Origin of the sequence: Mesorhizobium sp. B2-4-3 (genome assembly GCF_006442815.1) — a bacterium.
Taxonomy (GTDB): Bacteria; Pseudomonadota; Alphaproteobacteria; order Rhizobiales; family Rhizobiaceae; genus Mesorhizobium.
In genome coordinates this window covers 241,254-261,221 of record NZ_VFVL01000002.1, presented here as the reverse complement: position 1 = coordinate 261,221, position 19,968 = coordinate 241,254, and the positions used below count along the sequence as shown (strand labels likewise).

Here is a 19,968-nt window from a genome sequence, read left to right as displayed (position 1 = left end):
CGTCCCGCGCAAGGTCCGCGCAAGACTGACCGCCTAGTCTTGTGGGTACTTGCCCGGGAGATTCCCATGGAACCCGTAAATCTTTTCGATCTTGCCACGCGGCAATCGCAATGGTTGGCCGTGCGCCAGTCGGCGATTGCCTCGAATATCGCCAATGCCAACACGCCCGGCTACACGGCCAATGACGTCGAGCCCTTCGAAAAGGTCCTCGACCGCACCGCCGTGACGCTTGCCGCCACGCAGGCTGGCCACCTTGGCGCCGAAGCTGCCAATGCCGGCTTCAACGTCAAGCCGCAAGACCCTGACGGCGCGATCATGCCGTCGAAGAACACCGTGGTCCTCGAGCAGGAACTGATGAAGGCCGGCGAGGTCCGCCGCTCCTTCGAGCTCAACACGGCGATCGTCAAGGCTTTCCATTCGATGATGACGATGGTGGTGAAAAGCTGATCATGGACGCCCTCACTGCATCCCTCAAAGTCGCGGCTTCCGGTCTTGGCGCCCAGTCGGAGCGCCTGCGCGTGGTCTCCGAAAACCTGGCCAACGCCCAATCGACCGGCAGCACGCCGGGCGCCGATCCCTATCGTCGCAAGACGATCACCTTTCAGTCCGAGGTCGACCGCGCAACCGGCGGCTCGCTGGTGGAAGTCAGCGCGATCTCCCGCGATCCTTCGGACTTCCCGATCGAATTCCAGCCCGGCAACGAAGCCGCCGACGACAAAGGGTACGTCAAGATGCCCAACGTCAACACGTTGGTCGAAATGGCCGACATGAGCGAGGCGAACCGCTCCTATGAGGCCAACCTGCAGGTCATCAAGCAGGCTCGCGATCTGATTTCCATGACCATCGACCTGATGAGGAACCAGTAATGATCGGCGGTATCGGGGCAATACAATTCAAAACGGCGGTCGATGGAGCGGAACAGGCTTCACCGGGTCTGCTGCAGGGCGGTATCGGAACCCAGGCCGGCGAAAGCGTCGGCAGCACCTTCGCCGAAGTCCTCGGCCAGGCGGCGACGAAGACCGTCAACACGCTGCAGGGCGCAGAGCAGATGTCGATACAGGCGCTCAAGGGCGATGCCGACACGCGCCAGGTCGTCGATGCGGTGCTGAGCGCCCAGCAGGCGCTGCAGACGACCATCGCGATCCGCGACAAGGTCGTCTCGGCCTATCTCGAAATCAGCCGCATGAGTATCTAGGAGCGCGTCATGAAAGCCCTTGCGATCGCCGCCACAGGCATGAACGCCCAGCAGACCAACCTGGAAGTCATCGCCAACAACATCGCCAACATCAACACCACCGGCTACAAGCGGGCGCGGGCCGAATTCTCCGATCTGCTCTACCAGGTCGACCGCACGCAGGGCGTGCCCAATCGCTCCAACACCTCGCTGGTGCCGGAAGGCGTCTCGATCGGTCTTGGCGTCAAGACGACGGCGGTGCGCAACGTCCACACGCAAGGTGAATTGGCCAGCACCGGCAACAGCTTCGACCTGGCGTTGACCGGCAGGGGCTGGTTCCAGATCGAGGGCGCCGACGGCGGCACGCTCTATACCCGCGCCGGCGCCTTCAACACCAATGCCACCGGGCAGCTCGTGACCGCCGACGGCGCCAACGTCATTCCGGCCATCACCGTGCCGACGGACGCCGTCGAGGTGATCGTCAACAAGACCGGCCAGGTCTTCGCCCGCATCGACGGCCAGACCGACCTGCAGCTGCTCGGCCAGCTTCAGATCGTCAACTTCGCCAATGAGGCGGGCCTGGCGCCGCTCGGCGACAACCTTTTCCAGGAAACACCGGCCTCCGGCCCGGCCAATGTCGGCGTTCCCGGCGATCCGGGCTTCGCCACGATCCAGCAGGGTTATCTCGAGTCTTCCAACGTCGATCCAGTCAAGGAAATCACCGAGCTGATTTCGGCCCAGCGCGCCTACGAAATGAATTCCAAGGTCATCCAGGCCGCCGACGACATGGCCTCGGTGGTCTCCAAGAACATCAGGTAACGGATGATGGCCGGGCCGATCTCCTCCGCGCTCCGTCGCGCCGCGCTGGCCACCGCCCTGGTGGCCGCCGGCATGCCGGCTTTCGCGCAGGACGCGACCGGCCAGTCGGTGAGCCAGATCGCCGCCGGCCAGGCCGTCGGCGAGGCCGTGCTGATCCCCAACAGGGTCATCTATCCCGGCGAGACCATCGAGTTCGCCTCGCTCAAGCAGGTGACGCTCATCCCCGGCAAGCACAAGCCGGACGGCATGGCGACGCGCTCCGAGGAACTCCAGGGCAAGGTCGCCAAGCGCACGCTGCTGCCCGGCCGCTACATCCCGATCAGCGCCCTCCGCGACGCCTGGCTGGTCGAACAGGGCGCTTCCGTGCAGGTCTATTTCACTGCCGGCGCGCTCACCATTTCGGCCGCCGGCGTCACGCTGCAGCCAGGTGCTGCCGGCGACCAGATCAAGATCCGCAACATCGACAGCGGCAAGATCATCTCGGGCACTGTGATGGCCGACGGCACCATCCAGGTCGGCGCTTCGTGATGCGCGTCCTTCTCCTTCTGCTGAGCGCGGCCATCGGCCTTCAGCCGGCATTGGCGGATGGGCTGACGCCCAAGGCCAAGCGCGAGCTGGCGCAGAAGAACGGCGGCGTCTACGACGATCCGGAATACGATCCGGCCACCACCCAGCGCATGTTCCGGGTCTCGACCGGGCCGAGCACGCTGCCGCCCGGCCAAGTCGCGGCGCGCATCAAGGACATCGCCCAACTGCAGAGCGCGCGCGACAACCAGCTCGTCGGCTACGGCCTGGTCATCGGCCTCGCCGGAACCGGCGACAGCCTGCGCAACTCGCCCTTCACCGAACAGTCGATCCGCGCCATGCTGGAGAATCTCGGCATCGCCACCGAAGGCGGCAGCGCGCGCGCCAAGAACGTGGCCGCCGTCATCGTCACCGCCAACATGCCCCCCTTCGTCCAGTCGGGCAGCCGCATCGACATCGACGTCTCCTCGATGGGCGACGCCACCTCGCTCGCCGGCGGCACGTTGGTGATGACGCCGCTGAAGGCCGCCGACGGCGAAATCTATGCTGTCGGACAAGGTTCGGTCATCGTGGGCGGCTTCGTCGCCAAGGGCCAAGCCGAGCAGTTGACGCAAGGTGTGCCCACCGCGGGCCGAGTGCCGAACGGCGCCATCACCGAGCGCTCGGTACCGGCCGAGTTCGACGACCAGGGCGTGTTGACGCTGCAATTGCGCAATCCCGATTTCTCCACCGCCATCCGCATCGCCGACGCCATCAACGACTACACCTCGCAGCGCTTCGGCATGCGGGTCGCCGCCGAACGCGACGCCCGCACGGTGCAGATCAGGCGGCCGAAGAATGTCTCCGCCGCGCGTTTTTATGCCGAGATCGAAAATCTGGTCGTCGAATCCGACTCCCCTGCGCGCGTCGTCATCGACGAGCGCACAGGCACCATCGTCATCGGCAGCAATGTCAGGATCTCGCGCGTGGCGATCAGCCACGGCACGCTCACGGTGCGCATCACCGAAGCGCCGAAGGTGGTCCAGCCGGAACCCTTCTCCAGGGGCGAGACCGCGGTCGAGCCTTTCACCGCCATCGAGGCGAGCCGGCCCGACGCGCGCGTCGCCGTGCTCGACGGTCCCGATCTCGAAACGCTCGTCTCCGGCCTCAATCGCCTCGGTGTGAAGCCCGACGGCATCATCGCCATCCTGCAAGGCATCAAATCGGCCGGCGCCTTGCAGGCCGACCTGGTTCTCCAATAGGCACGCCGATGATCGCGCTTTCCTCCCCAACACCCCGCCGTCACCTGAGCTTCTGCGCCATCGCAGCAATGGTTGCTCTGCTTGGCGGAACCGCCGCCCACGCGGACGAGGTACGACAGGTCCTGCCCGGCGGACAGGCGCCGGCCCAGCCGGCCGAACTCACGCACGAGAGGGAGCCGGTTCAGCCCGCAGCGCTTGCGGCCGGCAAGGCGCCGGGCGAAAGCGAGATCCAGCGCTTCTGCTCCAACATCGCGGACGCCGCGCGCGACCGCCGTTACGCGCTTCAGGCCGAGGAATTGAAGCAGCTGCAGGCCGGCATCGACGAGCGCATGAAAGCGCTGGAGGCAAAGCGGGCCGAATACGAGGAATGGCTGAAGCGCCGCGAGGTGTTCCTGGCGCGTGCCGAGGACGGCGTCGTCAAGATCTATGCCGGCATGAAGCCCGATGCCGCCGCCGAGCGTCTGGCGATGGTCAACGCCGAGCTCGCAGCCGCCATCCTGATGAAGCTCGATTCGCGCAAGGCCGGCGTCATCCTGAACGAAATGGACCAGAAGGCGGCGGCGACGCTCACCGGCATCATGGCCAGCGCGGCGCGAAGGGTTGATCCGTCATGAAGTTGAAATTGCTTGCCCTGATCGCCATCGCCAGCCTGGCCGGCTGCGGTACCGATCTCAAGGAGGTCGGCAGGGAACCCGCTTTGTCGCCGGTCGGTTCCGGCATGGGTGAAGGCGGTCCCGGCCCTTACAGCTATCCCGAGCCGCCTGCCTCGCGGCCGAAGAAATTCTCGCTGTGGGACGATCGCCAGAGCCGGCTCTTCACCGATCCGCGCGCGCTGAGTGCCGGCGACATCCTCACCGTCAACATCAAGCTCAACGACAAGGCCAATTTCAAGAACCAGAACGACCGCAGCCGCACCGCCGCGCGCAAGCTCGGCTACGACATCAATCTCGGCTGGGAAAAGGCAAGCACCAGCGGCAAGGGCGATGCCGGCCTGAGCTCCAGCACCGAGACCAATGCCGACGGCGAGATCAAACGCTCGGAAAACCTCGAGCTCAACGTCGCCGCCGTCGTCACCGAGGTGCTGCCCAACGGCAATCTGATGATCAGGGGCTCGCAGGAGGTCCGCGTCAACTACGAGCTTCGGGTGCTGACCATCGCCGGCATGGTTCGTCCGTCCGACATCGGCGCGGAGAACACCATCCCCTACGAGCGCATCGCCGAGGCGCGCATTTCCTATGGCGGCCGAGGCCGTGTGAGCGAGGTCCAGCAGCCGGCCTATGGCCAGCAGGTCCTCGACCAGGTTCTTCCCTTCTAGGACCGGAGAGCGCTGCCGTGGCCAATGTCGAGCAGGTCCAGCCCAAGAAGGGACCTTCCCTGGTGATCCAGCTCGCCATGCTGTTGGTCATGACGGGCGCCGCGGTCGGCATGGGCTGGCTTTCCGGCGGCTATCTCAAGCAAGGCGAAACGCCGGCACCGGTGCCCGCGGCTCCGGGAAACGCCGGCACCGCGGAGAAACCCGCCGAAGGCGGCAAGGCAGCCGCCGGGCCGGCGCTGGTTCAGCTGGCGCCGATCACCACCAATCTCGCCTCGCCGTCGGACGTCTGGATCCGGCTGGAGGCGTCGCTGCTCTACGATGCTCCCCAGCCGCCGGAAATGGCCGAGCAGATCCACCAGGACCTGCTTGCCTATGTGCGCACGCTCAAGCTGCATCAGATCGAAGGCGCCAGCGGCTACCAGCATCTCAAGGCCGATCTCGAGGAGCGCGCGGCGCTGCGCAGCGGCGGCCACGTCAAACAGGTTCTCGTCAGGACGATGCTGCTCGAATGAGAAAGTTCCTCATAGCCACGGCGCTCATCGTCGTCACCACTTCCGTCGCCGCGGCCCAGCAGCTCGATCTTGGCGGCATCGGCAAGGCCGACGGCACGACCGTCGGCTATCTGATCCAGATGTTCGGCCTGCTCACAGTGCTTTCGGTGGCGCCGGGCCTCCTGATCATGGTGACGAGCTTCACCCGCTTCGTCATCGCCTTCTCGATCCTGCGCGCCGGCATTGGCCTGCAATCGACGCCGGCCAACCTGATCCTGATCTCGCTCTCGCTGTTCATGACCTTCTATGTCATGGCGCCGACCTTCGACCAGGCCTGGAACACCGGCGTCAAGCCGCTGATGGACAACCAGATCACGCAGGCCGAGGCGTTCGAGAAGATTTCCGGCCCGTTCCGCGACTTCATGCTGCACAATGTGCGCGACAAGGACTTCGATCTCTTCGCCGACCTCGCCCGCGAACGCGGCCAGACCGTCTCGCGCGAGAGCGTCGACCTGCGCATCCTGGTGCCGGCCTTCATGATCTCGGAGATCCGGCGCGGCTTCGAGATCGGCTTCCTCATCGTCCTGCCCTTCCTCGTCATCGACCTCATCGTCGCCACCGTCACCATGGCCATGGGCATGATGATGCTGCCGCCAACGGTGGTATCGCTGCCGTTCAAGATCCTGTTCTTCGTGCTGATCGATGGCTGGAACCTTCTGGTCGGCAGCCTGGTGCGATCCTTTACTTGACGTTACGGCAGCGGCGTTGATCAAACGCCTGACCCGCACAAATTCTATGCAATATATTTTCGGTTAACCGTCCGATTTAGGTCTTTGGTAGGGACTTGCCCGCATATTGCTCGCAGATGGCGGGTGATCGGGTTCCACAGATCATTGGCATGATGCCGCACCGTCATACCGGACATGCCGGTATGTCAAAAAAATCCGTGTAAAAACAAGGTACGTGTACCATGGCCAGTATCATGACCAACGCCTCGGCGTTGACCGCTCTGCAGAGCTTGAACGCCACCCAGAAGAACCTCGACACCACCCAGGCCCGCATCTCGACGGGCTATCGCGTCTCCCAGGCTTCCGACAACGCCGCTTACTGGTCGATCGCCACCACGATGCGCTCCGACAACCAGGCCATGTCCACCGTTTCGGACGCGCTCGGCCTCGGCGCCTCGAAGGTCGACACCGCCTACACCGGCATGGACAGCGCGATCAGCACCATCAACCAGATCCAGCAGAAGCTGACCGCTTCCTACGGCCAGACGGATGCTTCGAAGGAAAAGACCCAGGTCGAAATCGCCGCCCTTCAGAACCAGTTGAAGGCCTATGCCGATGGCGCCACCTTCTCCGGCACCAACATGCTCTCGGTCAACAGCGGCGCGACCGCCACGACCGCGGCCGACGTCAAGATCGTTTCGGCTTTCAACCGCAACTCCACCGGCGCGGTTTCGATCTCCACGATCGACGTCAACGTGGAAAGCATCAAGCTGTATGAAGCCGGCACCGCGGCAACCGTGTCGAAGGGTATCCTCGACGCCAACCGTCTCGGCACCGATGGTAGCGTCGTGACCGCGGCCTCGGCCCCGACGCTCGGCGCTGCTGCGGCGGCCACCGACACCTACACGGTCGCCAGCCTGAAGATCTTCTCCGGCACCACCGCTGCCAGCGACACCCAGATCCAGGCGATGATGAACGTCGTCGATGCCGCGCTCAAGTCCATGACGAACGCCGCGACCAAGCTCGGCGCCGCCAAGAGCTCGATCGACCTGCAGAAGACCTTCACCTCGAGCCTGATGGACTCCATCGACCGCGGCGTCGGCCAGCTCGTCGATGCCGACATGAACAAGGAATCGACCCGCCTCCAGGCGCTGCAGGTTCAGCAGCAGCTGGGCGTCCAGGCGCTGTCGATCGCCAATGGCTCGTCGCAGTCGATCCTGTCGCTCTTCCGCGGCTGATCGCTCCATACTGACCGGACCAAAGCATCGGGCCGCGCCAAAAGCGCGGCCCGATTTGCGTTTGCTCAAGGCTCGCGCAACCCTCGTTCCTTAACCTCCCCGAAGCCTACTTTTAACAGGCCATTAACCATATCGCGCTAGGTATGGTTAACCAATCACTTAGGTTGTCGAATCGGCCCGACCGGCACGATCGCAGCCAATGGGCAGGCCGAACCGGCCTGCGTGGCATGCCGGCTTTTGAGAAGGAGCGAGTTTCTTGGCGAGCATCATGACGAACGCTGCGGCGTTGACTGCACTTCAAAGCCTCAACGCCACCAACAAATCGCTCGAACAGACACAGGCCCGGATCTCGACCGGCTACCGGGTATCCGAGGCCGCCGACAATGCCGCCTACTGGTCGATCGCCACCACGATGCGCTCCGACAACTCGGCGCTGTCGACGGTGCAGGACGCACTCGGGCTCGGCGCCTCGAAGGTCGACACTGCCTACACTGGCATGAACAATGTGCTGACCACCGTCGGCCAGCTCAAGACCAAGCTGCTTTCGATGGTCGGCCAGACGGATGCCAGCAAGGCGAAGACGCAGACGGAAATCACCACGCTGCAGGCGCAGATGAAGTCCTTCGCCGATGCCGCGACCTTCTCCGGCTCGAATTTTCTTTCGGTGATCTCCAAGCAGGTCACCAACCCCAATGACGGCGTCCAGCCCGACGCCAAGATCGTTTCCTCGTTCAACCGCTCTTCCTCAGGCGCCATCTCGCTCGGAACGATCGACGTCGATGTCGAAAGCACCAAGCTGTTCGACAACGGCCTGCCCACGGCCGTCAAGAACCAAGGCATCCTTGACCGCCAGACTTCGGTCTATGCCACCGCCGCGGCCCAGTCGCTGTACGACAGCGCCTATGCCGCCACGATCGCCAGCGGCGGCAGCGACATCGCCGCCAACACCGCCGGCCAGACAGCAGCGGGGTCGACGGTTGCCAAGATCGACAACGTGTCCGCCTTCAATCTCGACATTACGGCGACTGGCGTGACCGACGACATCATCACGCAGATGGTCACCAAGATCGACAACGTCATGAGCCAGCTCACGGACTCCGCCACCGTGCTCGGCGCCGCCAAGAGCTCGATCGACCTGCAGAAGACCTTCACGCAGAGCCTGATGGACTCAATCGACCGCGGCGTCGGCCAGCTCGTCGATGCCGACATGAACAAGGAATCGACCCGCCTGCAGGCGCTGCAGGTTCAGCAGCAGCTCGGCATCCAGTCCCTGTCGATCGCCAACAGCTCCTCGCAGTCGATCCTGCAACTGTTCAAGAACGGCTAAGCCGCCCGGTCACCTCGACCGACGAAAAGGGCCGCGTCTGAAGCGCGGCCCTTTTCGTTACTCGGGAAAAAGACGCCAGTTCAGCGTTTCGCTGGCTCTGCGGCGGCACGCCTATCATCCTCGCACAAGCTTCGCGGTCTAGTCTTCCGGCGGACAGTCATGCTGGGAGCGGTTGAATCGTGCCGGAACAGATCCAGAGCGTCATCGCGAATTTGAAGAGCTTCGGCGTCAGGCGTCTGGCGCTGATGGGCGGCATCGCGGCCCTGGTCATGGCCGTCATCGGCATTGCTTCCGTCTATCTCAACCGGCCGGCCTATGAGACGCTCTATGTCGGCCTCGAGCGTTCCGACGTCAACCAGATCGGCCTGGTGCTGGCCGATGCCGGCATCGGCTTCGATGTCGGCTCCGACGGAACCTCCGTGCTGGTGCCGGCTGGCACCACCGCGCAGTCGCGCATGCTGCTTGCCGAGAAAGGCTTGCCGACCAGCGCTAATGCCGGCTACGAGCTGTTCGACAATGTCGGCTCGCTCGGCCTCACCTCCTTCATGCAGCAGATCACCCGTGTGCGCGCGCTGGAAGGCGAGATCGCGCGCACCATCCAGTCGATTTCCGGCGTCAAGGCGGCGCGCGTCCACATCGTCATGTCCGAGCGCGCCAATTTCCGCCGCGACGAGCAGCAGCCCTCCGCCTCGGTGGTCATCCGCTATGCCGGCAACGATGCCGAGAAGAGCGCCATGTCGATCCGCCACCTCGTCGCCGCGGCTGTTCCCGGCCTATCGGCCGACAAGGTCACCGTGCTCGATTCCAACGGCAACCTTTTGGCCGCCGGCGACGACCCGTCCAATACGAGCGCCGCGCGCACGCTGGGCGTCGAGCAGACGGTCGAGGCGCAGATCGGCGACAACATCCGCCGCGCGCTCGCCCCTTATCTCGGCCCGGATAATTTCCGCGCCAGCGTCAAGGCCGACGTCAACACCGACACGCGCCAGACCGAGGAGACGATCTTCGATCCGAACTCACGCGTCGAGCGTTCGGTGCAGTCGGTGAAGACCAACGAGGCCAGCAACCAGAAACAGGCCTCGACCCCGACCAGCGTCGAGCAGAACCTGCCCGAGACGCAGACCACCAGCACCGAGGGGCCGCAATCCACCTCGCAGAACGACCGCAAGGAAGAGATCACCAACTACGAGATCAACTCGAAGAAGATCGCCACCGTTTCGAACGGTTACACGGTCAACAAGATGTCGATCGCGGTCGTCGTCAACCAGGATCGCCTCAAGACCATCCTCGGCAAGGACGCCACCCCGGAACAGATCGCCAAGCGCGTCGCGGATATCCAGAAGATGGTGGCCTCGGCGACCGGCTTCGACGACAAGCGCGGCGACATCATCGACGTTTCGGCGGTGGAATTCATCAACGGCCTCGACGGCGAGCCGATCGATCAGCCGGGCATCCTTGCCGCGATCGGCACCTATACCGGCACGCTGATCAATGCCGGCGCTTTCATCGTCGTCGTCTTCCTGGTGGCCTTCTTCGGCCTCAAGCCGATGGCCGCCGCGCTGACGGCGTCGGCGAGGCCCGCGGCCATTGCCGGCCCGAGCTTCGACGACGTGCAGCGTTCCTTGCCGACGCCCGATGCGCCGGTCGCCGCGATCACCGCCGAGACCACGGCCGGCGCGCGCGCCGGCGCAACCCCGCTCGATGACCTGCGCCAGAAAATCCGACCGGCGCCGCAGGAGCGGCTTGCCCGCATGGTCGACCTCAACGAGGAGCGCACCGCGCAGATCCTGCGCAAATGGGCAGCCGTCCCGGAAGCCGTGGGTTAGGCCATGGCCTCGGCGCTCTTCGACCTCCTGCCCGATTTTGGTTCGCGGACGCCGCGTGCCAGCCAGGCGACGACCGCACGCGCCGCCGAGCATATGCCTCCCGCCGCGCCGGCGCCGCAGGCCGATATCGGCGCGCTGATCGCCGAGGCGGTTGCCGATGCGGAGGCGGCGCTCGAGGCCCGCCTTGCGCTCGCCCATCAGGCTGCGCTCGAAGCCGAGCGTCAGGCCAGCGACGATGCGGCGAAGACATTCCTTGAAAGCTTCGGCGGCGATCTCGGTGCTGCTGTCGCCACGCGCATCGAGGTCATGGAGCAGCGCGTTGCCGAGCTTGCCGGCGCGACCGTCGCGCGCATCGTCGGCGGCCTTCTCAGCGACGACCTGCAGCAGCGCTCGCTCCTAGCCCTTTCCCGCGCCATCGGTGAAGCGGTCGCCGACAGCGAGGCCGTGCGCATCGGCGTCCGGGGGCCGCTCTCGCTGTTCGAGCCGCTGCAGGCGGCGCTCGGATCCCGCGCCGCCAATCTCGACTTCACCGAGGCGCCGGGCTTCGACCTGACCGTCACCATCGACGAAACGGTGTTCGAGACGCGTATCGCCGAGTGGTCGGCGTCCTTGTCGGAGGTCCTGTCATGAGCGCCGTCGACCATGCCGACCCTCGGCACGAGATCATCATCGTCAAGCGCAATCACGACGGTCATGACGACGCTCACCATGGTGGCGTGTGGAAGATCGCCTTCGCCGACTTCATGACGGCGATGATGTGCTTCTTCCTCGTCATGTGGCTGATCAACGCCGCCAACGAGCAGACCAAGGCAGCCGTCGCCAGCTATTTCAATCCGGTCGAGCTGATCGACCGCAATTCCAGCCGCAAGGGCCTGGAGGATCTCGGCGATGGCCCCAGCAAGGTCGGGCTGACCGCGGACAACCCGCAGCAGGGCGCGACCAAGGCGGGCGATAACGGCAAGGGCGGCGCCGGTTCCTCCGAGCGCCGGCAGACCAAGGACGGGGCGCAGGATGCCCAGCTCTCCGATGAGAAGCTGTTCGCCGATCCCTACGCGGTGCTGGCGGAGGTCGCGGCCGATACAGGCGTGATGCAGAACGTCAGCGCCAAGGGCGAAGGCGGCGCCCAGGCGGCCGGTCCGGCAACCGGCGCCTCCGGCGGCGAATCCTATCGCGATCCGTTCGCGCCGGATTTCTGGTCGCAGCAGGTGGCGGCGCCTGGCGCCGAGGCGACCGCCGAGCGCGCCAAGATCGATGGCGATCCGGTCAAGCCCGGCGAGAAAGTCGCCACGGTTGCGGTGCCGAAGGTGAAGGTCGTTCCGGCCGCTCCCCCGCTGACGGCCGCGCCGCTGGAGCCGCTGGCAACCCCGGAAAAGACCGACGCCAAGATCGGGCCAAAAGCCGCGCAAGGCGAGGCCGAGAAGCTGTCGGGCGAAGCAAACAAGACCGAGAAAGCCCAAGGCGGGAAAGCTGAAGTCGACAAGCGCGAGGCTGCAGCGGCCGACACCAAAGTCGAACCTGCCAAGGCTGAAAAGACCGAATCCGAGCAGGCCGCCGACAAAGGTGACAAGGCGCCGAGCAAAGCCACCCTTCAGGAAGCGGCGGATATCAAGAAGGAACTCGCCAAGGCATTCCTGCCGGGCGAAAAGCTCGCCGGCGGCGTCTCGGTCGAAGCCACCGACAAGGGTGTCGTCATTTCGATCACCGACCAGCTCGATTTCGGCATGTTCGAGATCGGCTCGGCCATGCCGCGCCGCGAGCTGGTGCTGGCGATGGAAAAGATCGGCCACATCATCAACGAGAAGAAGGGCACCATCACCATCAGCGGCCACACCGATGCGCGGCCGTTCCGCAGCGACACTTACGACAACTGGCGGCTGTCCACCGCGCGCGCCCATTCGGCCTACTACATGCTGGTGCGCGGCGGCGTCGACGAAAGCCGCATCACCGAGGTCGCGGGCTTCGCCGACCGGCAGCCCAAGATCGCCTCCGATCCGATGGCTGCCGCGAACCGGCGCATCGAAATCCTGATGGCGGCCGGCGGATGAGGGCCAGGACCGTCATCGGCGGCGCGCTGGAGCACTTCACCGTTTCATCGAAACGGCGAACCGCTCCATCTCTTTGCCTTGGCGCAATTCCGAACGGAAAACCGCGTCACACTTTTCCTGGAATTGCGCTCGCGCTGCTGCTGTTCGCCGCAGGGTCGTCACCGGCGGCTTTGGCGCAAGATGCGCTGCAGCCCTATCAGCTGGTGCGTTCGCTGCAGCTGGTCCAGGATCGCATTGCCGGCGGCGATCACGCCGCGTTGCCGATGCAGGCAAAACTCCTCGAAATGATCGACGCCCGGATGCGCGACACGAGCGCCGAGGATTTCAAGGAGCCGAAGAACTTCCGCGCCTTGCTCGTCTATGGCATGAGCGGCGGCAATCCGGTGACGGTCGCGGCGGCGGCTTCGCGCGCGGTGACCGACCCGCAAAGCCTGGCCATCGCCAAAGGCGTCGTCGCCTATCTGAGCGGGCAGCCCGCGGAGGCGATCGAAATGCTGAAGCCGATCGATCCGATGAGCGTGCCCGCCGATCTCGGCGCCTTCCTGGCGCTGGTCAAGGGCTCGCTGCTTGCGACCGACGACCCGTCGGCAGCGCTTGCGCTGCTCGACGAAGCGCGCCTGCTCAGCCCCGGCACGCTGGTCGAGGAGGCTGCGCTTCGCCGCTCCGTGGGCATCGCGGCCGCGCAGGGCGACGCCGCCCGTTTCGCGCTGGCTTCGACCCAGTATGTCGCGTCCTTTCTTTATTCGCCCTACGCCAGCCAGTTCGCCGATGCCTTTGTTTCCGGCGTCATCACGCTGCACATGGCGATCAGCCAGGACAAGATCGCCGACATCACCTCGATGATGGATTCCGAGCGCGAGAAAGTGATCTACCTGCGCATCGCGCGCCGTGCCGCGATCGACGGCATGACGGAGCTCTCGGCTTTCGCCTCGGCCAAGGCCGAACTGGGCCGCAACGGCAACGGCAACCGGGACGACCCGCGCACCCAGCTCTATTCGAGCCTCTCCACCATGACATCGGCCAATGTCGATAAAGTGCGCGCCAAGTTGGGCAAAATCGATCGCGGCAAGCTTTCGCAAAGCGACCGCGACCTGCTCGACGCCGCGCAAGCTGTCGCGGGCGAAGTGATGGCGCCGGTGAAGGCGGCCGCCAGTGCTGAACCTAAGCCGGCGACCGTTGCGAAAAGTGACGAGGCGAAATCAGCGACTGAGGCCTCGGCCGATCCGGCCAATGCGGACTTGCCGCCGGTGGAAGGAGCGATGCCCGACCAGCCAGCGGTCGCGGCAAGCGACCCGCCGAAAGACACGCCTTCACCGCCCGCCGTCCCGCAACCGGCGCAAGCATCGGCTGAAACGCCGGTGTCCACGCCGGCACCGATTGACGCCGCGCCGGTGGCGCAGGCATCGGCGCCGGCGACGCCCGATGCGCAAGACCCAATCGATGCGGCGGTGACCAGCACGCGCCATCAGCTAGACCAGATCGACCAGTTACTCGGAGCAGCCCCCAAATGACCAGCGTCAACCAGACCCTGCCGGGCTTTGCTTCGAGCCAGCCCCGGCAGCACTCGACCGGCGGCGAGGACAAGGATCGGAATTTCGGCGACCTGGTGCATGGGCCCGAGAAGACCGATCGGCCGCAGGACAAGCACGCGACCGGACCGGTGATGCCGGACGCGCATCCGGCAAGGCGCTCACCAGCCAATACCGGCAAGCAGGAGCCGGACCAGGGCCCTCAGGAGGGGAAGACCGGCTCGCAGAAGGCAGCCACGGGAAAGTCCGGGAAGACCACCGCCCAGGCCGATCAGGCGAAGCCGACGGCGGACAAAGATTCCACGGCGCAAACCGACGAGTCCGCGCCGCTGCAGGATCGCCTGCCGTTGCTGATGGCGCTGAGCGACATGAAACATTTCGCGCAATCGTCGGGCACGGGCGGAAAGGGTTCCGCCGACGGTGAAGAGGCCGCGAGCGACGGAGCATCGTTGGAATTGCGGCTGCGCCCAGGCAAGCGCGCGGTGGTCGACGATTCCGTAGAGCCGCGGTCGCGATCCGCTCGTTCGACGGCGGCGGAAGATTCCGGGCCCGATTTTGGGCAGAAGCCGGTGAAGGCGCAAATGGCTGTCGATATGCCGGGCCGCAGCGATACCAAAATCTTGCCGGTGCAAGGGGATGAGCCGGCGGCCGACAACCCGGTGCCGCCGCATGGCTGGCGGCCGGCTTCCGCCTCCAAGGCCTCGCAGCAATCGCTATCGACCACGCAGCAGACACCGGCCAAGCCGTCTTCTTCCGCCGCACGCATGGAAGTCGTCAGCCAGCAGAGCTTCCCTGCGCCGGCGCAAAACCCGATCGGCCAGACGGCATCGGCGCTGGTTGAAGGGCTTGCCTCCGACAATGGTGTTCAGCAGGCCTTTGCAAGCGCCTCGGCAGGCTCCCAGACGACCAATTCTGTTGCCGTTCCGACACATGTTCTGAAGATCGAGCTCCACCCTTCGGAGCTTGGATCGGTTATCGCCAGCCTGCGGCTCTCGGGGGAGCAACTTTCGATTGAGATGAAGCCCGAGACACACGAGGCATACCGCCGCCTCACCGCCGACAGCGACGCCATAGTCAAGTCCATGCGCAGCCTCGGCTTCGATGTCGACAAGGTCACCATCCTGCAACCCTCGATAGCAGCGCATGCGGCCAGCCGTACCGACGCAACCGGGGCCATGCCGATGTCGACAGGCCGCGACCAGCCTTCGTTCCAGCCTGGGAACTCGGGCGGCAACGGCGCGGGCGGCGGCCGGCAACCGGGAAGGAACGATGGCAATGGCGCACAGGAATTCGGTCGTGCCGCTTCGCCTCTTCGCGAGCGCGCTGACGACGATATGTATATCTAGTTTCGCTGCCGGCACGGCCAGCGCCGCCGCCAATCCCTGCGAGCCGGAGATCCTGCGCGCCGCCGATCGCTACGGTGTGCCTGCCGGGATCCTCTACGCCGTCGGCCTCACCGAGACCGGAAAGAAGGGCAGCCTTCAGCCTAATGCTTTGAATATAGAAGGAAAAGCCGTGTTCCCTCGCAGTCGCGGCGAGGCGCTCGCCGCATTCGAGGACGCGCGTCGCGAGGGCAAGACGCTGATCGATCTCGGCTGCATGCAGATCAACCATCGCTATCACGGCGATCATTTCCGCAGCGTCGAGGACATGCTCGACCCGCATCAGAACGTCGACTACGCGGCGCGTTTCCTGGCGAGCCTGCATGCTCGGCATATGACCTGGTCGATGGCCGTCGCCCGCTACCATGCCGGTCCCGACAACGACCCGGCGCAGAAGGTCTATGTCTGCCGCGTCATCGCCAACATGGTCGCCACCGGCTTCGGCAAATGGACGCCGAATGCCAGCACATTCTGCAATCAATAGTTGCTAAGTCTTCAACGCCGATCGGGCTTCGTCGGCCTGTGCGCCGACGCCAATATTCGCCTACCAAAAGTGGGGGCAAATACACCTGCGTAACCGCTTTTATTACGGCTCCCAAAAAAACTCCCAAGAAAATAGCTACAAGAAATGATGGTTTTTCAGGATTCGTCGAGCCGGGTACCCCTTTCCGCACGGGGCAAGTGAAATGATTCGGAGGGCGGGCCGATGATCGTGATCGTTGACGAGCGAGAGCTCGTGACAGAGGGCTACTCTTCACTTTTCGATCGCGAGGGGGTGGCCACTGCCGGCTTCGCGCCAGGCGAATTCGGCGAGTGGGTGAGTTCCGCCGCAGACACCGATCTCAGATCCGTCAGGGCCTTTCTCATCGGCGACTGCCGCGAAGGTGCGATATCGCCGCGCCAGATCCGCGACCGCACCGGCGCGCCGGTGATCGCGCTCAGCGAACATCACTCGCTCGAACACACGCTGCGGCTGTTCGAAAGCGGCGTCGACGACGTCGTCCGCAAGCCGGTGCATATCCGTGAGATTCTCGCCCGCATCACCGCCATCCGCCGCCGCGGCTCCGAAGAGGCCGCCTATACCGAAGTCGGGTCGATGCGCATCTTCATGGACGGCCGCGATCCGGAGATCAACGGCGAGCCGCTGCCGCTGCCGCGGCGCGAGCGGCGCATCCTGGAATATCTGGCCAGCAACCGCGGCCGACGCGTGACCAAGACCCAGGTCTTCAACGCCATCTACGGCATCTTCGACGAGGAGGTCGAGGAGAACGTGGTGGAGAGTCACATCTCGAAGCTGCGCAAGAAGCTGCGCGAGAAGCTCGGTCACGATCCCATCGATTCCAAGAGGTTCCTCGGCTACCGGCTGGTGTTTTGATGGCCGCCCTGGAGCATGATCCCGAACCGAAGGTCAGCGAAAGCAAAAAGTGGGAACCGGTTTTCGGACAAAGATCATGCTCCAACAAAGAGTTGGACCGTGACGGCGATTCAACGAAGCACCATCACGGCCTAGGCCCATCCCGCGCCAGCCTCGCGCAAGACACGAGGCATAATTTTATGGCCTGCTACCCAGGCACTGCGGAGATCGATCGATGAGCCTCTACGGAATGATGCGGACCGGCGTTTCCGGTATGAACGCGCAGGCCAACCGCCTCTCCGCGGTGGCCGACAACATCGCCAACTCGGACACCACCGGCTACAAGCGCTCTTCGGCCGAGTTCTCGACATTGATCATGCCCGGCACCGGGGGCGCCTATAATTCCGGTGGCGTGACCACCACGATCCGCTCGGCCGTCGGCACGCAAGGCGTCATGACCTACACCACCTCGGTGTCCGACCTTGCCGTTAACGGCGACGGCTTCTTTGTGGTGCAGGACGCCGGCGGCACGCCCTATCTCACCCGCGCCGGCTCCTTCGTTCCGGACGCGCAGGGCCGGTTGGTCAATGCCGCGGGTTACCAGCTCATGGCCTACAGCTACGCCAATGGCGATCCGGCCGCGACCGCCAACGGCTTCGAAGGCCTCGTGCCGGTGCAGATCTCCGACCAGCAAATGACGGCGACGCCGAGCACCGAGGGCCTGTTCTCCGGCAATCTGCCGGCGGGCGCGACGCCGCCCTCTGGCCCGTTGCCGTCCAGCAATAGCGCGACCGCCGAATACACGTCGAAAACCTCGCTGGTTGCCTATGACAATCTCGGCAACAAGAAGCTGCTCGACGTCTACTTCACCAACACCGGCGCCGGCACCTGGCAGGTCTCGGTCTTCGACCAGTCGAAGGCGACCGCGGGCACCTCTTTCCCCTATACGGGCGGCGCGCTGGGATCGGCCAACCTCACCTTCGACACCACGACTGGCAAGCTTACCGGCGCGACGGACAGCGTCTCGTTCACGGTACCGGGCGGCTCGACGCTGGACCTCGATCTCTCCCAGCTGACGCAGCTCGGCACGGGCTTCACCGTTGCCGACGCCAAGGTCAACGGCAACGCGCCGAGCTCCATCCAGAAGGTCCAGATCGGCCAGGACGGCATTATCTACGCGCAGTTCGAGGACGGCTCGACCAAAGCGCTTTACAAGATCCCGCTGGCTGACGTTCAGAGCCCCGACAACCTCACCGCAATGCCCGGCAACGTCTATGTGCAGAGCACCGACTCCGGCGCCGTCCACATCGGCTTTGCCAATGAAGGCAAGCTCGGCTCCATCGTCTCCGGGGCGCTTGAGAACTCCAACGTCGATATCGCCGAGGAACTGACCAACATGATTGCGGCGCAGCGCAGCTACACCGCCAATTCCAAGGTCTTCCAGACCGGTTCGGACCTGATGGACGTCCTCGTCAACCTGAAGAGATAAACGACGGGCGCCCGCCCGTGAAAGATCAGCATGTCGCTTTCCTCCGCACTAAGCATTGCCCAGTCGGCGCTCCTGGCCACGTCCAAGCAGACCAGCGTCGTATCGCGCAATGTGGCCGATGCGTCGAACCCTGACTATACCCGCCGCATCGCCGTGGTGACCAGCACTGCGCCCGGCGCCAGGGTGGTGGAAATCCAGCGCACCGCGAACGATCTCCTGTTTCGCCAGAACCTTTCGGCGCTGTCGGCATGGAGCGGCCAGAGCGCGCTTTACAACGGCATGGATCAGCTCGATCTGTCGGTCAACGGGGTCGACAATGCGTCGTCCCCCTCCACCGCGATCGCCAACCTGCAGAAAGCCCTGCAGCTCTACGCCACCACGCCGTCGAACCAGAACCTCGGCACCAGCGTCGTCGACGCCGCCAAGCAAGTGGTGAACTCGCTGAACAGCGGCACCCAGGCGATCCAGGATTTCCGCACCCAGGCGGACAGCCAGATCTCTACCGCCGTCGACGATCTCAACTCGCTGCTCAGCCAGTTCCAGGACGCCAACAAGGCCGTCATCTCGGGCACCCGCTCGGGCACCGACGTGTCCGACCCGCTCGACCAGCGCGACGCGATCCTGAAGAAGATATCGGAATACGTTCCGGTCTCTACCTTCACGCGCGGCGACAACGACATGGTCATCACCACCAAGGACGGCACGACGCTGTTCGAGACCGTGCCGCGCTCGGTGACCTTCACGCCGTCGGCCGGCTACTCGGCCGGCACGTCCGGCAACACGATCTACATCGACAACGTGCCGGTCTCGGCCGGCACCGGCGACACCACCACCGCCGACGGCAAGATTGCGGGCCTCTTGAAGCTGCGCGACGGCGTCGCCTCGACCATGCAGAGCCAGCTCGACGAGATCGCGCGCGGCCTTGTCACGGCATTTGCCGAAACCTCTTCGTCGCAGCCCAATGCTGCGGGCCTGTTCACATGGTCGGGCGCCCCGGCAATTCCGGCCGCCGGCACCCTGGTCGACGGCCTCGCCGGATCGATCAGCGTCAACGCCGCCTTCGATCCGAGTGCCGGCGGCAATCCCGCGCTGTTGCGCGACGGCGGCGCCAACGGCGCGGCCTATGTCGTCAACACCGGCGGCGCATCCTATTCGGACCTGCTGATCAGCTACGGCAACAAGCTCGATCAGCCGATGGCCTTCGACAGCTCGGCCGGCATCACCGTCAGCTCGGGCGTCTCCGACTACGCGGCCAATGCCATCGGCTGGTTCGAAGGCGTGCGCCAGCAGGCCTCGACCAATGCCGACAGTAAGCAGGCGCTGGCGGCGCGCACGGCCGAGGCGCTGTCCAACGACACCGGGGTCAATGTAGACCAGGAGATGTCCCTGCTCCTCGACCTCGAGCACACCTATCAGGCCTCGGCGCATATGATGAAGACGGTCAGCGACATGCTGGACTCCCTGATGGCCGCGGTAGGATAATCC

Annotated in this window: 21 protein-coding genes; all 21 read left to right on the top strand. The window is 64.8% G+C overall.

Annotated elements, in window-relative coordinates:
- Positions 1–66: 66 nt before the first annotated feature.
- The 21 genes from flgB (at position 67) to flgK (ending at position 19,965) form a co-directional block, all read left to right on the top strand.
- Entirely contained in the window at positions 67–447 is a 381-nt protein-coding gene (gene flgB, locus FJ956_RS03550; RefSeq protein WP_140678027.1) for a flagellar basal body rod protein FlgB, read from the top strand.
- A gap of 2 nt (positions 448–449) precedes the next feature.
- Positions 450–866, top strand: coding sequence for a flagellar basal body rod protein FlgC (gene flgC, locus FJ956_RS03545; protein WP_140678029.1), 417 nt, complete (start codon positions 450–452; stop codon positions 864–866).
- A complete protein-coding gene (locus tag FJ956_RS03540) occupies positions 866–1,195 on the top strand; it encodes a flagellar hook-basal body complex protein FliE (RefSeq protein ID WP_140678031.1) in 330 nt (109 codons plus the stop codon). Before flgC ends, FJ956_RS03540 begins: the two co-directional genes overlap by 1 nt.
- Positions 1,196–1,204: 9 nt before the next feature.
- Positions 1,205–1,993 (top strand): flagellar basal-body rod protein FlgG, encoded by a 789-nt coding sequence (gene flgG / locus FJ956_RS03535; RefSeq protein WP_140678033.1) that lies wholly within the window; start codon positions 1,205–1,207, stop codon positions 1,991–1,993.
- 6 nt (positions 1,994–1,999) lie between these two features.
- Complete coding sequence (flgA, locus tag FJ956_RS03530) at positions 2,000–2,521, top strand: flagellar basal body P-ring formation chaperone FlgA (RefSeq protein WP_181170219.1); 522 nt, start codon at positions 2,000–2,002, stop codon at positions 2,519–2,521.
- 149 nt (positions 2,522–2,670) lie between these two features.
- A complete protein-coding gene (locus tag FJ956_RS03525) occupies positions 2,671–3,759 on the top strand; it encodes a flagellar basal body P-ring protein FlgI (protein WP_246672077.1) in 1,089 nt (362 codons plus the stop codon).
- Between the two features lie 68 nt (positions 3,760–3,827).
- Positions 3,828–4,373, top strand: a complete 546-nt coding sequence (locus FJ956_RS03520; RefSeq protein ID WP_246672078.1) for a MotE family protein — start codon at positions 3,828–3,830, stop codon at positions 4,371–4,373.
- The gene (gene flgH / locus FJ956_RS03515; RefSeq protein ID WP_140678041.1) at positions 4,370–5,074 is read left to right on the top strand and encodes a flagellar basal body L-ring protein FlgH; all 705 of its coding nucleotides are present in this window, start codon (positions 4,370–4,372) and stop codon (positions 5,072–5,074) included. The genes FJ956_RS03520 and flgH overlap by 4 nt, the downstream gene beginning before the upstream one ends.
- Positions 5,075–5,091: 17 nt before the next feature.
- Positions 5,092–5,586, top strand: a complete 495-nt coding sequence (locus FJ956_RS03510) for a flagellar basal body-associated FliL family protein (RefSeq protein WP_140678043.1) — start codon at positions 5,092–5,094, stop codon at positions 5,584–5,586.
- Positions 5,583–6,314, top strand: coding sequence for a flagellar type III secretion system pore protein FliP (fliP, locus tag FJ956_RS03505; protein WP_140642132.1), 732 nt, complete (start codon positions 5,583–5,585; stop codon positions 6,312–6,314). Before FJ956_RS03510 ends, fliP begins: the two co-directional genes overlap by 4 nt.
- A 221-nt stretch (positions 6,315–6,535) precedes the next feature.
- Positions 6,536–7,531: a flagellin gene (locus tag FJ956_RS03500; RefSeq protein ID WP_140781948.1), complete on the top strand. Its 996-nt coding sequence runs from the start codon at positions 6,536–6,538 to the stop codon at positions 7,529–7,531.
- Between the two features lie 256 nt (positions 7,532–7,787).
- Positions 7,788–8,858, top strand: a complete 1,071-nt coding sequence (locus FJ956_RS03495; protein WP_140673824.1) for a flagellin — start codon at positions 7,788–7,790, stop codon at positions 8,856–8,858.
- Positions 8,859–9,037: 179 nt separating this feature from the next.
- On the top strand, positions 9,038–10,684 hold the full coding sequence (gene fliF, locus FJ956_RS03490) for a flagellar basal-body MS-ring/collar protein FliF (RefSeq protein ID WP_140673822.1): 1,647 nt from the start codon (positions 9,038–9,040) through the stop codon (positions 10,682–10,684).
- A gap of 3 nt (positions 10,685–10,687) precedes the next feature.
- A complete protein-coding gene (locus tag FJ956_RS03485) occupies positions 10,688–11,314 on the top strand; it encodes a hypothetical protein (protein WP_140673820.1) in 627 nt (208 codons plus the stop codon).
- Positions 11,311–12,729, top strand: coding sequence for a MotB family protein (locus tag FJ956_RS03480; protein WP_140673818.1), 1,419 nt, complete (start codon positions 11,311–11,313; stop codon positions 12,727–12,729). The genes FJ956_RS03485 and FJ956_RS03480 overlap by 4 nt, the downstream gene beginning before the upstream one ends.
- A complete protein-coding gene (locus FJ956_RS03475; RefSeq protein WP_246671987.1) occupies positions 12,726–14,240 on the top strand; it encodes a chemotaxis protein MotC in 1,515 nt (504 codons plus the stop codon). The genes FJ956_RS03480 and FJ956_RS03475 overlap by 4 nt, the downstream gene beginning before the upstream one ends.
- Before the next feature lie 152 nt (positions 14,241–14,392).
- Positions 14,393–15,604: a flagellar hook-length control protein FliK gene (locus FJ956_RS03470; RefSeq protein WP_181170100.1), complete on the top strand. Its 1,212-nt coding sequence runs from the start codon at positions 14,393–14,395 to the stop codon at positions 15,602–15,604.
- Positions 15,555–16,124, top strand: a complete 570-nt coding sequence (locus tag FJ956_RS03465; RefSeq protein ID WP_246671986.1) for a lytic transglycosylase domain-containing protein — start codon at positions 15,555–15,557, stop codon at positions 16,122–16,124. The genes FJ956_RS03470 and FJ956_RS03465 overlap by 50 nt, the downstream gene beginning before the upstream one ends.
- A gap of 222 nt (positions 16,125–16,346) precedes the next feature.
- Positions 16,347–17,015, top strand: coding sequence for a response regulator transcription factor (locus FJ956_RS03460; protein WP_140673814.1), 669 nt, complete (start codon positions 16,347–16,349; stop codon positions 17,013–17,015).
- 214 nt (positions 17,016–17,229) lie between these two features.
- Entirely contained in the window at positions 17,230–18,483 is a 1,254-nt protein-coding gene (locus FJ956_RS03455) for a flagellar hook protein FlgE (RefSeq protein WP_140673812.1), read from the top strand.
- Between the two features lie 30 nt (positions 18,484–18,513).
- The gene (gene flgK / locus FJ956_RS03450; RefSeq protein WP_140673810.1) at positions 18,514–19,965 is read left to right on the top strand and encodes a flagellar hook-associated protein FlgK; all 1,452 of its coding nucleotides are present in this window, start codon (positions 18,514–18,516) and stop codon (positions 19,963–19,965) included.
- Positions 19,966–19,968 lie beyond the last annotated feature (3 nt).